Origin of the sequence: Paenibacillus sp. LK1, from assembly GCF_002750415.1 — a bacterium.
GTDB lineage: Bacteria > Bacillota > Bacilli > Paenibacillales > Paenibacillaceae > Paenibacillus > Paenibacillus taichungensis.
In genome coordinates this window covers 18,690-35,481 of record NZ_PEII01000027.1, presented here as the reverse complement: position 1 = coordinate 35,481, position 16,792 = coordinate 18,690, and the positions used below count along the sequence as shown (strand labels likewise).

Below are 16,792 nucleotides of genomic sequence, written 5' to 3'. Positions count from 1 at the left end.
GGCAAGTAGCACACCTGCCCATTTTGATTGGTTCGAGTATGAGATCTAGCCAACGAGGCACCATTCAAGGCGTCATCTAAGGACACTTTTCACATCGCTGCAGCGGTGAATCTAAGTACATTCGAAAGCTAGCGCTCGTGGCTGGCATATCTCTTCAACAATATCTATGCATTGTCATTTTATAATAACCTTCTTGCCACTATCACTTTGGCATGGAGGTTATTGTGTATTGCAACATATATTTGAAGCTTTTATAAAGGAAGAAAGCGGTTTATTTATCCTGTCGCTTACCTATTAAAACATGTAAAATGAGGGTGACTGATCAGTCATCTTATACATTTGCTTTTGACTTTACAATATCCTAAACAAAGTGTGGTGTAATTACAGCATGTATCACAATCCAATTATATGGGCTGATTACCCGGATCTTGATGTCATTCGCGTAGAAGATACCTATTACATGGTTAGTACAACAATGCACATGATGCCGGGTTGCGTCATCCTGCGTTCGTACGATCTGATTCATTGGGAAGTGGCAACCTACGTATATGACAGACTGGATGACACCCCAGCCCAAAGACTGGAAGATGGCAAGCACATCTATGGTAAAGGCATGTGGGCAGCTTCACTTCGGTATCATCAAGGGACGTTCTACGTGATCTTTGTAGCCAATGATACGCGTAAAACGTATTTATACACGTCCGCATCCATTTCGGGACCATGGGACAAACGCATCGTAGAGGGCTTTTATCATGATTGCTCCCTTTTCTTTGACGATGATGATCGGGCATATTTGGTACATGGCAATGCCGAGATTCATCTGGTAGAGTTAAAAACTGATTTATCAGGACCCAAACCGGGGGGGACACAGCGTTTAATCGTGAAGGAGCGGGATCCTTACCATCTTGGTTACGAAGGTGCCCATTTCTACAAGGTTAATGGGAAGTATTATGTGTTCTTGATTCATATTTCCAAAGAGGTGGGACGAAGAACCCAGGCTTACTACATGGCAGATACGCTAGATGTTGAATTTATCGGTGGGGAAGTATTTAACGATGATATGGGATATTTCAATTCAGGTATTGCTCAAGGCGGTATAGTCGATACCCCGGGTGGGGACTGGTACGCCGTGCTATTTCAGGATCATGGTGCAGTAGGGCGTATTCCTGTAATCGTTCCCATGAATTTTGAAGACGGAATTCCCGTTTTTGCAAGCAACGCACCAAGAACAATAGATATTCCTAGCACAAGACCAGATTATAGTTACAGCCCGCTGGTGGGTAGTGACGATTTTGAGTATCATATCGGCGGGGACAGCAGAGCTCGCCTTCGTGATTTTTGGCAATGGAACCACACGCCCCATGATGAGCAGTGGTCCGTAACCGAGAAGCCTGGAGTGTACCGGATTCGGACCGGCCAGCTTAGCCCGAACCTTATTTATGCGGTGAACACATTGACCCAGCGTGCGATGGGGCCCGCTTGTAAGGTAAACGTCACCCTGGACGGCAGCGGTTTAAACGATGGTGATTATGCAGGGCTATGTTTCCTAATAGGCACATATGGCCTGATCGCGCTAACGAGAGAGCAGGGAGAGTTCTACCTTGTCATGCAGGCGAGGGAAAGTCAGGATTCCAGCATATTCGGCAATTTGATCGATGAGGAGCCTGCGACGGAGCATGCGCGGATTCGCGTAACCGGACCAGTCGTTACGCTCCAGGCATCAGGCCATTTCGTGAACAATCAGGATGAGTGTTCTTTTGCCTATCACGATGGCACGGAGTGGAAGCCACTCGGCATTTCTCACAAGATGTTCTACAAACTGGATCATTTCATGGGCTGTCGGATTGGCTTATTCTTGTATTCAACACAGGTCAAAGGAGGAACGGCTGATTTTTCGAATTTCAAATACGATATGATCTAGTCAGCTTACACACGATGGTTATGGATAAAGTCGCCTGATGGCGGCTTTTTGTACTCATACCGCCCAAGTTTGTTATACAATGATAGGATTCGGGATGATCTAACAAAATGGTGAACTCATTCCAATAGAACTGGGGGCATGTCGACGTGAATAAGAGATGGATGTACAGTTCAAGATGGACCTTAATTCTCCTCCTTTTGGTGTCCATACCTGCAGGCCTTTCGCAAGGAAATACAGAGCAACAACAGACTGTACCTGCGGGGCAGCAGGGGCAGAATCCTGGAGAAGATGGGAAATACGTACCACCTATAAAAGTCACTTTTGTCATGGAAACCGGGGAGGATCTGCTGCAAATGATCGATCAGTTACCAGGTGAAAGTTTAGAGGATAATCGCTGGACCCAATTGTATGAAGAAGAATTGGGCATTCAGATTCACTATGACTGGATCGCAAGGGGTGACGTATATAATCAGAAGCTGGGGGTGTCCCTCGCAGCAGGCCGTTTTCCGGATGTAGTCAAAGTAAATCCATATCAACTCAGACAATTAAGCAATGCGGGATTGATTGAAGACCTGACAGAAGTGTATCAGACGCAAGCCTCTCCGCTTACGAAAAAAATTTTGGAGGCTGAGGGAAGAGGTGCGTTCGATGCGGCCACAATTGACGGCAGACTGATGGCGATCCCGGAATCGTCTTCTGCCATCGAAACAGCACAATATCTGTGGATCAGAAGTGATTGGCTGGATAAAATGGACCTGCTGCCACCTGAAACGATGGAAGATGTACTGCAAATATCTAAAGCGTTTACAGAAGGAGATCCCGATGGAAATGGGGAGCAGGACACCTATGGACTTGCAATGACGAGTTATTTGTGGGACCCCGTTATGGGTGTATCTGGATTCATGGCCGGCTACGGAGCTCACCCGAATATATGGATCAAGGATAAGGAGGGCAATCTGGCTTACGGTGGCATACAACCGGAGGTAAGAAAAGCACTGAAGGTGCTGCAGACCTTATACCTTGAAGGCCAGCTTGATCCCGAATTTGCTTACAAAAACGGAAGTAAGGAGTATCGCCTGATTCAGGACGGTAAAATAGGCATGCTCTATGGTGAACAGTGGACCCCCTTCATGCTTCAGACCACGCGCGACACGGACCCGAATGCGAAATGGCAAGCTTATCCTCTTGTGGCTGAGTCTGGAAGAGGCATATTGGTCCCGCTCCGTTCCAATACAGGACAATACTTCGCGGTAAAGAAAGGATTTGCACATCCTGAGGTCGTCGTAAAGCTCATGAATCTGCATTTGGATAAAAACTGGGGTGAGCAAGCCGAGTATGAAACGTACTACAATGACGATTCACGCGCCGTGTGGATGCTTTCGCCGGTAACCCCTTTTCCAGGAATGAAAAACATGGATGCTTACAGAGATATTCGTGATGCCAGAAAGAGAGGGGATTTCTCAAGCCTGGAGAACGAAGCCCTTGCGATCCACAAACGAATTGTTGCTTATGAATCAGAGGGCTTAAAAAGTGGATGGGGTTGGAAACAGACCTATGGATCCTTGGGAGCCTTTAGTATTGCCGATGCCTATGACCGGAATGGACAACTTCTATATGACGAGTATACCGGCGGAATAACCGAAACTATGGTTGATCGACAACTTATTCTTCGAGACCTTCAACTTGAAGCATACATGAATATCATTCTTGGTTCACCCATCGAAGAATTCGATCAGTTCGTGAACGATTGGTACAAGCTGGGGGGGGAAGAAATTACATCGGAGGTGAATGCGTGGTTCAGAGTCAATGTTGCAAGGAATCATCCAGCATCTGCCTCCTAGAATTAACCCGGAATCCTATTTCAGCCAGGTGCATAGGAGGTGAACGGATTGTTGAGAATTCCTGCCCAATCGTGGTTTAACAGCATATTTGCAAGATTAATCATGACCTATCTGGTTTTTGTGATTCCTCTGATCCTTCTGGGAGTTTATTTGTATCATTGGAGTTACGATACGGCAAGCGAGGAAATATCCCTGTCGACGGATCGGCGCCTGAACCAATTTGCCATGGAGCTGAACAGGGAGATTGAATGGTTGGAGCTTCAGCAGTTTGATATCGCTGAGGACCGCAAACTGAACCGGATTGCCATCCTCTGGAACATGATGGATCAAGTGGAAAGACGTGAAACGTTGAATTATTTATCTGAGCGACTGGCCTCATTCAAGAACAGCAGTGCTTACATCAAGAACGTTTACGTACATATCCCTGCAGTCAACAAGAGCATATCGGCAGTGCAAGGCATGGATGACTTCGATCATGATTCCTTTAGTTACTTTAGCTCAAATCTTGAAGGGAAAGGCGTTCGCTTTACTGTAAAAAGTGACAATCTGAACCTTAGCGCTGTTCGGCTACCAGGCAAACGAGGAGATGCCCCCCTGTTTGTTGTCCAAGTGGAACTGGATACCGCCAAATTTCAAAATGAATTGTCACAACTTAATCTGTATCCCGAGAGTGCAACATTGCTGATCGAGAATCAAACAGGGCATGCCATCTCAGATCAGCAGCAGCGTGATGTCATTCTGTCCAGTCACCGTAAATATAGTCTTACAAATCAGCATGACAATTTTCAGGTGAACGTGGAGGGAACCTTGTATCATGTGAATCAGCTTCATATGAATAGCTTGGGCTTGTCCGTAGCCACTTATTTGCCGGAGAAAATCGTAACCAAACCTCTTAGCAAATTTATTCAGTGGGCCTGGATCTTTGCTATCACTTCATTCATCGCCATTGCGGCGTATCTGTATTCCAGTTACAAGCTGATCCATATTCCGCTGCTGCTGCTTGTCAAAAGATTCAAGAAAATGGAGGGAGGCGTGTTGGATATTCCGATCAACCATCATCGTAAAGACGAATTCGGTTTTCTCTACAGTCGTTTCAATCATATGATTGAAAATCTTCAGCAGTTGATTGACCGTGATTTCAAAAAGACAATGATGATGCAGCGGGCCGAATTGAGACAGCTTCAANATGATTGAAAATCTTCAGCAGTTGATTGACCGTGATTTCAAAAAGACAATGATGATGCAGCGGGCCGAATTGAGACAGCTTCAATCCCAGATTAATCCGCATTTTCTGTACAATAGCTTCTTCATTCTGAACTCGCTCGCCAGAACAGGAGACACGGAGCGAATTGAACAATTCACAAATATGCTTGGCGTATATTTTCGCTTCATCACCAGAAACGAAACAGATCAAGTGACTTTGAAGGAGGAAGTGGAACATTCACGAATCTATACGGAAATTCAGCAATTAAGATTCTCCAGACGAATCAAGGTGGACTTTGGGCAAGTCCCCCCTGGAATGGATCAGATTCAGGTGCCCAGGCTTATTATTCAGCCGATTATCGAGAATGCTTATGAGCATAGTCTTGAAAAAAACACGAGTATGGGTTTCTTGCGCGTACAATTCCGCATGGAAGCAAACTATGTCGAATTCATCGTGGAAGACAACGGTATGGATCTGCAGATGGAAGACATTGAGCGTCTCAAAGAACGCCTGCACAATGAAACAGGCACAGATGAAATGACAGGATTAATGAATATTCACAGACGTCTCATATTGACCTACGGGGAAGGAAGTGGCCTTTTTCTCTCCCGGAGTGAGCTGCAGGGATTGAAAGTCGCGGTACGAATTCATCAGAAGGAAGGGGATCAGATAACGAATGTATAGACTTCTGATCGTGGATGACGAGGAGATTATAACGGATAGTCTGTATGAGACGTTCGCCAGACATATGCCTGACAAACTTGACGTGTGTAAAGCCTACTCTGCTGCGGAGGCATTGACCTGGATGCGACGCTCGAGGATTGACATTGTGCTGACAGACATTCGCATGCCGGGAATAAGCGGACTGGAACTAACTGAGGAAATTCAGACCCGATGGCCACATTGTCGTGTTATTTTTCTGACAGGACACAGCGATTTTGAGTATGCGTACAAGGCTTTTCAAATGACCAATGTGCGTTATTTACTCAAAACAGAGGGCTATGACAAAGTAATGACCGTCGTCGATCAGGTGATGGAAGAGATTCGGCAAAGTTACAGCATGAATGAAGTACTGGAACAATCGCTTGAGATTACCTCAAGATTGGCAGCGTTGCAACAGGAGGAATATGTGCGTAAGCTTCTTCAGAAATGTACACCGACCGATTCCTTGCATGAGATACAAGCTGAACTCACCCGAAGAAACATCGGATTACAAGTAGAATCCCCGGTGTATCTGGTGCTTGGTCGATTCAACAAGCCGCCCGGAGAGCATGCTGATCTGGAACACGTTCAAGCATCGGTACGAGTTATCGGATCTTCTTTTATTCGTGAACATGCGGTAAATACAAGTGTAACGGATCATTATGGTGATGCAGTCTGGCTGCTTCAACCCAAGAGGGAAAATGCTAGCCCAGACGATCACTTTGTCACATATGTCGAGGGCACATTGGAACTTGTTCAGGAAGCTTGCCAGTCTTCGTTAGGCGTATCCATTGCTTTTACTTTAAGTGGACAGGGCTATCAATGGTCCCAAATTCCAAGCCAATATGAACGTCTGCGGTTACTACAGTGGATGAAGATTGGAGACGGGGTATCCATGGTGTTAACGGATAAAACAGAAGAACCTGCTTTGGGTACTTCCAAGGAGTCCGTACGCATTTCAAATCGGATTGAGTTGATGTCCGGTTATTTGGAAACCGGAAGATTCCAGTCTTTTTATGATGTTTTTGAAGAGCTGGCAAATGAACTGCTGCAACAGGACGTGATTATGGAACGTGCGATGGAAACGTACTATCATCTGGCACTGATGCTGTATTCGACATTCAATCGTTGGGGGCACCAAATCCCTGATCGGCGAAGCCTGCTTCATCTCGGAGATTATCGCAGTATGAAGGATGCCGTGTATCACCTGTATCGCGCAGCAGATGAGCTGGTGCACTTTAAGCAATCGAACGAAGAGGAACGAGCTAACCTGGTGACCCAGACGATATGCAGCTATATTAAGAATAACCTTGAAAAGGATCTATCCCTGGTCCGACTGGCTGAATTGAATCATTTCAACCCGTCCTATCTATCCCGTTTCTTTAAGCAGGAAACCGGAATCAACTTGTCCGAGTTTATTGACGATTGCCGAATTCGGAGAGCCAAGGAACTGCTAGGCAATACGGATCTTATGGTGCGTGAGGTAGCACTGCAAGTCGGTTATGAGGCAGCTCATTCGTTTACCCGACTATTTAAGAAGCTGACGGGCATGACACCTCAAGAATACCGTGAATCCACACTGGTGAGTTAGACCCGTCAGACTTTCCTCCAGTTTAATAAGTCAGGTAAGTAACCGCTTGGCATAATAGTCTTCATTACATTTCAAAGGAAGCGGACACAAAAAACGCAGGCAATAGCTCCTGCGTTTTTTGCGCTTTTTAATGGGAGATTTGAATGGTTTGGTGCACAGGAGAGGAAATCCTCAAGGACTAAGCGGTATGAGTTTTCTGTCTTCGATATGCATTGGGGCTCGATCCGGTATACGATTTGAACTTTTTGTAAAACCAATCAATATCTTTGTAACCAACCTCTACGGCTATTTCGTATATTCGCAGATTGGTAGATGACAGAAGCTGCTTGGCCTTTTCCATTCGCTGTTGCAGCATGTAATCAGTAAAAGACATTTTTTCTTCCAATCTAAACTTTTGTCCGAGGTATGCACAATTAAAATGGAGCATATCTGAGATTTTCTTGAGTGTAATTTCGTCGCCAAGATGATCACGTACATAAGCTTTGATAATACGGATCACATGGTTTGACTCCAGCGCTTTGCCGTTGAGATGAATGGGCGGTTTGACAGGCGGGCTTTTTTTTACAGGTTCGGGTTCCAGACAAGTCCTGAGTCTATGCAAACTGTGAAGCAAAGCCGAGGAACTGACCGGACATGGCAAATAATCATTCACTTGATACGTTAATGCCTTCCGCACAAGTCTGAAGTGATCTCTTCCGCCGAGCAGTAGGATCGGAACATTACTTTTTTTTCGAATGTAATGACACAGCCATAGCCCTGCCGTATCACACTGCTCCGTATGTACAACAACGACTGAAAAATGTTGTTCAGATAACGCGGTCAAGGCCGCGGAGGAAGAGAAAACACAATCCCCAATGACATATTCCGATTTGTTATGGCTCAGCAGGTGTCGAAACTCTCTGCACAACCGGCGGCTATAATCCACAAGCAACATATTGTACACGAAACATGACCTCACCTTCTCATGAACTCTTCAATCCAAAGTCATTTTAAAATAAGGATTAATTCCATTATGGAAATAAAAGAAAGCGCATACAATGTGCATTTCTTGCAGAAAGTTCATTTCTTTACCAATTGAAAGGGAATATTCCCATGTTCACTGAAAAGCACGTCAATCTATAATCAGTCGGGGTAAATATCTGTATTTTAGCGGGTTGTTTGCGCTTTCATATGAGAGATACACTGTGGGAGCAAACGACACATTCAGGGGGGAAGACGATGAGAAAAAACAAGTTTATGCTACTGAACCTGGTATTTGCGCTCATGCTGGTCATTGCTGCATGCAGTTCTACGCCGACCGCACAACCTGAACCGGAGAAACCGGCATCTCAGGAGGAACAAAAACCTGTGGAGACTGAGCCCGAGAATGAAAACTCCACGCCGGAGATGGATTTCGATATGGGTGGCCGAACCATTAAAGTGGTCGCATGGTGGGATATGGAGATTCAGGACAACAATCCGGACAATATTCAGCGCCTCGAAAATCTAGAAGCACTGAAGAAAAAACACAACTTTAATATCGAATATGTTTCCATCGATTTTGGTGAGTATCAGGAGAAAGTGGTGGCTTCACTGATGGCAGGAGAACCGCTTGGCGATTTTGTGAGACTGGGCAAAGACTACGCCATTCCAGCATTGACCAAACAGGATTTGTTATGGCCAGTGGATGATTATATCAAGAACGACAAGGTATTCAATCAGAAAACGACCAAAGAATACATGCAATATGAAGGCAAAGGTTACGGGTTTACGGAGGATCAGTCTTCTTTTATCAACGGGATTTTCTACAACCGGACGCTCATGCAGGAACTTGGTCTGAAGCCGCTGCAGGAATATGTGGATGCTGATGAATGGAACTGGGATACGTTCCTCAGCGTGGCGAAGCAAGCGAACAAGGATCGAAACAACGATGGCAAATTGGACACGTGGGGACTGGCTCAAACGGGGCTGCTCGAACCGGTTCTGTATTCCAACGAAGCTTCTCTGACCAAAGAGGATAAGCAGAACCTGGAAGATCCAAAGACCAAAGAAGCGCTGAATTTCTTGTCCAAACTGGCAACGGAGAAGGTCGGCAGAGCAACAGAAGGTGGCGATTGGACAGAACCATCTACCTTCTTCCGTCAAGGCAATACCTTGATGTATGCAGGTGCCATGTATGAAGTCGAAGGTATTATGACAGATATGAAGGATTATGATATTGGATTTGTACCGTTTCCCAAAGGGCCAAGTGCATCGGCGTACCACTCCGGTGAATCTCGCTATCAAGCGATCACAATCCCTAAAGCGGTTGAGAATCCAGAACAGCTCATGTACATCTGGGAGAAAATCAATGAGATCGATTCGATCTACGAGTATCCCGGCCAATCCACGCTGGAGACACATCTGACGGATGAGGCGGACATCAATAATGCCAGAGAGGTTGCAGAGGGCATGCTGGTACTCGACCATAACACCTTTCCTTCCTTACCTTTCTGGGATTTTGATGCGGAGCTCAAAGAAGGTATATCCGTATCTACGCTGATTGAGAAATACAAGTCTCCTTTCCAGGCAGCGATAGATGAGGTTTACAAAAAATAAGTATCACTGTACGGGGGCAGAGCACACCAGTGACGGTGTGATCTGTCCGGGTTAGACAACCGTTTAATGGTCGCTACGCTTACAGGAAAGGGGATACATTCGAACATGCGGTCAAGTAAGAAAAAGGGACTGATCCTGGTACTTGTCCTGGCCTTGGTGTTCTCGATCTGGACGATCTTTCCGTCACGGGATAAAAGCCCAGGAACGGTACATGCACTTGAAGATTTTGAAGCGGTCGCCAATACAGACGACGAAAGCAGCTATGAACATTATCTGAAAGTTCATGCGAGCAGTGCCAAACCGGACAATATCGTACGGATTGAAGGTGAGTCTTTTGTTCAGGCAGAGGGTGGGACGTTCGAGGTAGTACAGGGATATGCCGGATTGGACGGCAGTGCAGTCATTACACCGGAAACCGGAACCATTCGCTGGGATGTTCCCATTAAAGTGAGTGGTTTGTACCATGTACGGATTCACTATTATCCCGTTGAGGGCAAAAGTTCCGGTATCGAACGCAGGCTGGAGCTAAACGGGCAGGTTCCGTTCAGGGGTGCTGACGTCTTGCTGTTTGACAGGGTATGGGGCAATCGCGAAGAAGACGTTCGCCGGGACGATCGAGGGAATGATCTTAGGCCGAGGCAAGTTGAACAACCGGAATGGCAGTACGCTTCCTTCAGGGACAGCGCAGGTTACTTTGAGGAACCGTTCCAGTTTTATTTTGAAAAGGGTACACAGCAGTTATCGCTCAGCTCGCTAAGGGAGAGCATGGCGATCGATTATATCGAGCTGTATCAGGAGGAGGATGTTCCGTCCTATGCAGATTTGCGGGCGAGTTATGAAACGCGTAGCTTGAAACCGGCCGGTCCTGTCATGCTGAAGGTGCAGGCAGAACATGCGGTAAGCAAATCTTCACCAACGCTGGCACCGATCTCGGATCGCTCCAGCCCTTCGCTGGAGCCGTATGACGTATCCAAAATTCGCATCAACGCCATCGGCGGCATCAATTGGAAGCTGCCCGGTGAATGGATTGAGTGGGAGATCGACGTGCCTGAAGATGGATTGTATCAAATTGCGTTGAAGGTGAAACAGGATCAACTTCGTGGCATCTATGCGACCCGCAGTCTGACCATTGACGGGAAAGTGCCGTTCAAGGAAATGAAACGCATTCGTTTTAACTATAGTCCCTCCTGGCAAACACAGGTATTGGGAGCTGGAGAAGATCGGCCTTACCAGTTCCATCTCGAAAAAGGGAAACACCGAATACGGATGACGGTCACGCTGGGTGACATCGCTCCGCTACTTCGAACGGTGGAATCCAGCGTGTTGGAACTGAACGAGATGTACCGCAAAATATTAATGATCACCTCGAATCAACCCGATCCGCTGAGGGATTACCAGCTCGAACGGCGTATTCCGGAGATGACGGAGGTGTTTGAACGGCAGGCGGTAACGCTCAGCTCTGTAGCGGCGTACCTGGAGCAAGCCACAGGTGAGCAGAGCGATAAAGTCGCGATTCTAAATGCCATGGTGGTCCAGCTTAAGGATATGACTGCCAGACCGGAGACGGTACCGAAACGGCTGGATACGTTTAAGATTAACGTGGGTGGTCTCGGTACTTGGATTCTGACCGTGCGGGAGCAGCCTATTACGATGGATTATCTTGTTGTAAGCCCGCCAGGCGAGTCATTGCCTAAAGCAGAGGCAACAGCCATTCAGCAAGCAAAACATGAACTGGGTGCCTATGTGGCTTCCTATACGGAAGATTACGACAGTATCGGCAACGTGGAGCAAAAGAAAGACGCAATTACCGTATGGATTACGACTGGACGAGATCAGGCCCAGGTGCTCAAGGGTTTGATCGACGATTCGTTTACCCTGGATACCGATGTCTCTGTACAATTGCGTCTTGTTCCGCCCAACATTCTGCTGCCAGCAACGCTTTCGGGGGAAGGACCGGACGTGGCCATGCAGATGGGCGAGGACATTCCCGTGAACTATGCGATGAGAAATGCAGCAGCGGATCTGAGCAAGTTCCAGGACTTCGAAGAGATTTCCGGACGTTTCCGTGAAAGCGGACTGACGCCTTACCGTTACAATGACGGGGTCTACGCGCTGCCGGAGCAGCAGCACTTCCCGATGCTTTTTTACCGTAAAGATATCCTGAATGAGCTGGGCCTTGAACCGCCGAAGACATGGCAGGACGTCTATAATGCCATCGCAGTGCTGCAAAAACACAATATGGAGTTTTATCTACCCATCGAGGATACGCTGAACAATGCAAACCTTGTACCGAACTCCACTTTTGCCATGCTGTTATATCAAAATGATGGCACCTTCTATACGGAAGATCAGAAGAAGAGTGCACTGGATTCGGAAATTTCAATGGATGCTTTCAAACGCTGGACCCAGTTCTATACCAATTACAAATTTCCGCTCAAGGCCGACTTTCCAAACCGATTCCGTACTGGGGAAATGCCGATCGGCATCGCCGATTATACCACCTACAACATGCTGACGGTCATGGCTCCGGAAATTCGTAACCTCTGGGATTTTACCATTGTTCCGGGTACTGAGCTTCCGGACGGTTCCATAAGGCATGAGGTAGCCAGTGCGACTAGCGCCGTGATGATGCTCGAAAATGCAGCCAACAAGGAAGCCGCCTGGGAATTCATGAAATGGTGGACCGATGAGCAGACGCAGATTGAATACGGAAGAGAAATGGAAGGCCTCATGGGAGCAGCTGCCCGTTACCCAACGGCCAACATCAAGGCGCTGCAGCAGTTGCCTTGGCCCGTGAAAGATTATCAGAATTTGGAGAAACAATGGGAGTGGGTACAAGGTATCCCGCAGCTTCCGGGAGGTTATTTTACAGGACGACATCTGGATAATGCGTTCCGCAAGGTCGTTAACGCGAGCGAAAACCCCCGTGAGGCCCTGGCGGATTATGTCCTGTATATCGATGATGAAATCGAGTTAAAGCGCAAGGAATTCAATCTGAAGTAGAAGGAAGGGAGGGTAACGGTTGCAAGTAAAAACAACCAAGACAGCAGCCGCTCCTGCCGTCCATACACGTCCGGTGGGCTGGTGGTCCCTTTTGAAGCGGGATCTGTATCTCAGCAGACACTATTACGTATTGATGGCACCGTTTATGTTGATCTTTTTCATGTTCACTGTCATTCCGGTCGGCATTTCGCTGGGCCTCAGCTTTTTCCACTTCAATATGCTGGAGCTGCCGCGTTTTATCGGTTGGCAGAACTATTCACGCCTGTTTCTAGGTGACGACGTCTTTTTGATTGCCATGAAAAATACGTTGTTATTCGCTGTTATTACTGGGCCTGTCAGTTACATTGCCTGTTTTTTGTTTGCATGGATCATTAATGAGCTGTCTCCCAAAGTCCGGGCGGTCATGACGCTGGTTTTCTACGCGCCGTCCATATCAGGTAACGTGTTCTTCATCTGGCTAATCATCTTCTCCGGTGACAGCTACGGGTACATGAATGGCTTCCTGATGCGCCTGGGCGTCATTCTGGAACCGATCCAATGGCTCGCAGATGAGAAATACGTGCTGGCCATCGTCATCATAGTTCAACTATGGCTAAGTCTCGGAACCAGCTTCCTGGCCTTTATCGCAGGTTTGCAGACGATTGACCGCTCGCTGGTGGAAGCCGGTACAGTGGATGGGATCAAAAATCGTTGGCAGGAGCTCTGGTATATTACCTTGCCATCGATGAGGCCCCAGCTCATGTTTGGTGCGGTCATGCAGATTACGGCTTCATTTGCTGTAGCGGAAATTTCGATTGCCCTGGCCGGTTTCCCAAGTGTTAACTATGCAGCGCATACGGTCGTTACCCACTTGATGGACTTCGGCACCATTCGCTTCGAGATGGGATATGCCTCTGCCATAGCAACGGTTCTGTTCGTTCTAATGCTTGGTACGAACGTCCTGACGCAAAAAATGCTGAGAAAGATAGGTGAATGACAATGACCAGCAAAGTACGTGCCGTGTTCGGCATGCCCAAAAGACTGAATCGGTCATTTACCGTCAGCCTCATGCTGTTTGCCCTGCTGGCCGTGTTTGGATCATTTATGGTGCTCCCGCTTATATATGCCGTTAACAACGCATTTAAACCACTGGATGAACTGTTTATTTTTCCGCCGCGCTTCTGGGTGAACAACCCGACTACGGAAAATTTTGCGGATCTGATCAATCTGATGGGCAATTCGTGGGTCCCGTTATCCCGCTATATTGCCAATACGTTACTTATTACGATATTAGGAACGGCGGGACATATTCTTTTGGCCTCGGCAGCCGCTTATCCGCTGGCCAAATATCGTTTTCCCGGCTCAAAAGTATTGTTCACGATTGTGATCCTGTCCTTGATGTTCTCGCCGCATGTCACAGCAATTCCGAACTACATGGTCATGTCCTGGCTCGGCTGGATTAACAGCCACGCATCCATTATCGTTCCGTCCCTTGCATTCTCCTTGGGACTGTTCCTGATGAAGCAGTTCATGGAACAGATTCCGGATGCACTCCTGGAGGCAGCGAAGATCGATGGCGCGAACGAATACCGGATTTTCTGGAGTATTGTGATGCCTAACGTGAAGCCGGCCTGGCTTACACTGATGATTTTGCAGTTTCCGGCCCTCTGGGGAACAGACGGTGGAAGTTTTATTTATAGTGAAAATCTCAAAACGCTGCATTACGCGCTAAGTCAGATTGTTCAAGGGGGGATCGCGAGAGCAGGAGTTGGTGCAGCGGTTGCACTGCTGCTGATGATCGTGCCGATAACCTTGTTTATCATCTCCCAGAGCAGTGTCATGCAGACAATGGCTACTTCGGGCATGAAAGAGTAGAAAGGAGGCAGCGAGGTGCGGAAAAGCACATGGAACAAGCAGGGCTGGATCATCTTGGGCATGGTCTGCCTCCTGTGGTTCGGCCAAGAGGCAGCACCCGCAAGTGCAGATGGCAAGCAGGATGCTTACCAGTATTCCTACTGGGGCGATTCCGTTCCGGCTCCGGCGGCGTACGAGGCGACGTCCATTATCACGGGCAGGAAACTGAACACCACTGCGTTCAAAGAACCGAGTGACATGCATGTCACAGCCGATCAGCGGGTGTTCGTATTGGATTCCGGCAATGGTCGCATCGTGGAGTTGGATCGCAATTTCAAGCTTGTGCGGACGTTTGATTCCTTTGAACGCGAGGGCAAGAAGGACCAATTCAAAAATCCGCAAGGGCTCTATGTCAGCGAAAAGGGGGATATGCTCGTTGCAGATACCGACAATCACAGGGTCGTTCATCTGGATGATCAAGGCCGCTTGGTTAAGGTAGTGGCTGAACCGAAATCAGATCTGTTACAAACGGACTTTCAATTCAAGCCTGTGCGGGTTGTCATGGATAAGGGAGAACGGATTTACGTCATGGCGGAGGGTGTGTTTGACGGATTCATGGAGTTCAGTGTCGACGGCACATTCTCCTCCTTTATCGGAGCGAACAGGGTTCAGGTTGATCCGGTGGAGTATTTGTGGAAACAATTTGCCACGCGCGAGCAGCGCAGTCAGATGGTTATGTTCACGCCGACGGAATTCACCAACCTGGATATAGATGAAGAAGGGTTCATTTACGCCACGAGTAGTGATGGCGGCAAAGATCCAATCAAGAAATTGAATGCCCAGGGCTCCGATATTTTACGCAGACAAGGTTATCATTACCCCCAAGGCGATCTGATGTATACGAATGAAGCTGGGCCTTCACGCCTGATTGATGTAGATGTAGGAGACAGCGACATGTATTCCGTACTCGACTCCAGCAGAGGGCGAATTTTCACCTATAACGGCGACGGATATCTTCTACATATCTTTGGCGGTATTGGCAATCGGTTGGGCCAGTTTAATACACCAGTCGCGCTGGAACGTGTGGGAGACCGGATGCTTGTGTTGGATAAAGCGCTGGGTGAAATTACGATTTTCCAGACAACGGAGTACGGACGCACTGTGCACGAAGCAGTGCGCAGTTATTATAACGGCGACGAGGATCAATCCTCGATGTTGTTCGCCAAGGCCGCCGAGATGAACGCTAATCTGGAGTATGCTTATGCGGGTATTGGAAAATCGCTGCTTCGTCAGAAGGACTATGCCGAATCTGCGCAATATTTTAAACGGAGCATGGAGCGTCAGGGGTATTCGAAAGCTTTTCTTCTGTTCCGCAAAGAACTGATGCGCGAGCATTTCTCGTGGATAATGTCCGGTGTATTCCTGACTGTAGCTGCGTTTGTATCCGTCACTATCGTTCGCAGGCAGAAAAGGAGGGCAACAAATGCAAGGGCCAAGTAAACAATTTTACCAGTATCCGCTACATCTCATCTTTCACCCATTCGACGGATATTGGGAACTGAAATATGAACGCAATCAACGAACAACATTGCTGATTGCATGCATGATTATGCTGATGCTAATGATTTCCAAAATTTTGCATGCCCAGTACAGTGGCTTTCTCATTAATTTTAACAATCCCAAGTATCTGAACAGCCTGCTTGAAGTGTTGTATGTCATTATCCCAGTACTATTCTGGTGTGTGGCCAACTGGTCGTTAACGACCCTGATGGACGGAGAAGGCAAGTTTTCGGAGATTTTCATGTCGACGTGTTTTGCACTGGTGCCGCTGCTCCTGATTCATTTCCCGTGGATCTGGCTGAGTCTCGTCATTTCCGCGCAGGAAACAGCCTTCTATTATTTCTCCAATGCACTTGCTGTTGCTTGGACGGTATATCTGTTATTCGTGGGCAACATGACCGTTCATCAGTACACACCGACTAAGACAGTACTTACAATGCTGCTTACCCTGGTAGCCATGGCTTTTATGGCCTTTCTGTGCCTGCTTTTCTTCAGTCTTGTACAGCAGATCGTATCGTTTGTCGTAACCATCTATCAGGAAATCGTGCTTCGGGGCTAAG

Annotated in this window: 12 protein-coding genes; 11 read left to right on the top strand and 1 reads right to left on the bottom strand. The window is 47.4% G+C overall.

Translation table 11 applies throughout. From position 1 onward, the window contains the following. The first annotated feature begins 388 nt into the window (after positions 1-388). The 5 genes from CS562_RS31855 to CS562_RS31840 all read left to right on the top strand — a co-directional run bounded on the left by CS562_RS31855 (position 389) and on the right by CS562_RS31840 (position 7,259). Positions 389-1,921 carry a glycoside hydrolase family 43 protein gene (locus CS562_RS31855; protein ID WP_099859352.1) on the top strand — a complete coding sequence of 511 codons (1,533 nt, stop codon included), beginning with the start codon at positions 389-391 and terminating at the stop codon, positions 1,919-1,921. 161 nt (positions 1,922-2,082) lie between these two features. After that, a complete protein-coding gene (locus CS562_RS31850; RefSeq protein ID WP_099859354.1) occupies positions 2,083-3,762 on the top strand; it encodes an extracellular solute-binding protein in 1,680 nt (559 codons plus the stop codon). 102 nt (positions 3,763-3,864) lie between these two features. Further along, the gene (locus CS562_RS33760) at positions 3,865-4,956 is read left to right on the top strand and encodes a sensor histidine kinase (RefSeq protein ID WP_483874458.1); all 1,092 of its coding nucleotides are present in this window, start codon (positions 3,865-3,867) and stop codon (positions 4,954-4,956) included. After that, positions 4,949-5,650, top strand: a complete 702-nt coding sequence (locus tag CS562_RS33755; protein WP_306555618.1) for a sensor histidine kinase — start codon at positions 4,949-4,951, stop codon at positions 5,648-5,650. Before CS562_RS33760 ends, CS562_RS33755 begins: the two co-directional genes overlap by 8 nt. Next, a complete protein-coding gene (locus CS562_RS31840) occupies positions 5,643-7,259 on the top strand; it encodes a response regulator (RefSeq protein ID WP_099859351.1) in 1,617 nt (538 codons plus the stop codon). The genes CS562_RS33755 and CS562_RS31840 overlap by 8 nt, the downstream gene beginning before the upstream one ends. Positions 7,260-7,437: 178 nt before the next feature. Here the strand turns inward: CS562_RS31840 and CS562_RS31835 are convergent, their stop codons facing one another. Further along, the gene (locus CS562_RS31835; RefSeq protein WP_125477352.1) at positions 7,438-8,193 is read right to left on the bottom strand and encodes a helix-turn-helix domain-containing protein; all 756 of its coding nucleotides are present in this window, start codon (positions 8,191-8,193) and stop codon (positions 7,438-7,440) included. 284 nt (positions 8,194-8,477) lie between these two features. Here CS562_RS31835 and CS562_RS31830 point away from each other — a divergent pair, with 284 nt between their 5' ends. The 6 genes from CS562_RS31830 (at position 8,478) to CS562_RS31805 (ending at position 16,791) form a co-directional block, all read left to right on the top strand. Next, the gene (locus tag CS562_RS31830; protein WP_099859350.1) at positions 8,478-9,836 is read left to right on the top strand and encodes an extracellular solute-binding protein; all 1,359 of its coding nucleotides are present in this window, start codon (positions 8,478-8,480) and stop codon (positions 9,834-9,836) included. Between the two features lie 105 nt (positions 9,837-9,941). Beyond that, positions 9,942-12,839: an extracellular solute-binding protein gene (locus CS562_RS31825; protein WP_099859349.1), complete on the top strand. Its 2,898-nt coding sequence runs from the start codon at positions 9,942-9,944 to the stop codon at positions 12,837-12,839. Between the two features lie 73 nt (positions 12,840-12,912). Continuing rightward, positions 12,913-13,815 (top strand): carbohydrate ABC transporter permease, encoded by a 903-nt coding sequence (locus CS562_RS31820; RefSeq protein ID WP_256716794.1) that lies wholly within the window; start codon positions 12,913-12,915, stop codon positions 13,813-13,815. Positions 13,816-13,817: 2 nt separating this feature from the next. Further along, complete coding sequence (locus CS562_RS31815) at positions 13,818-14,693, top strand: carbohydrate ABC transporter permease (protein ID WP_076288847.1); 876 nt, start codon at positions 13,818-13,820, stop codon at positions 14,691-14,693. A gap of 15 nt (positions 14,694-14,708) precedes the next feature. Continuing rightward, positions 14,709-16,172, top strand: coding sequence for an NHL repeat-containing protein (locus tag CS562_RS31810; protein ID WP_257219671.1), 1,464 nt, complete (start codon positions 14,709-14,711; stop codon positions 16,170-16,172). After that, positions 16,156-16,791 (top strand): Yip1 family protein, encoded by a 636-nt coding sequence (locus CS562_RS31805; protein WP_099859348.1) that lies wholly within the window; start codon positions 16,156-16,158, stop codon positions 16,789-16,791. Before CS562_RS31810 ends, CS562_RS31805 begins: the two co-directional genes overlap by 17 nt. Position 16,792: the final 1 nt, after the last annotated feature.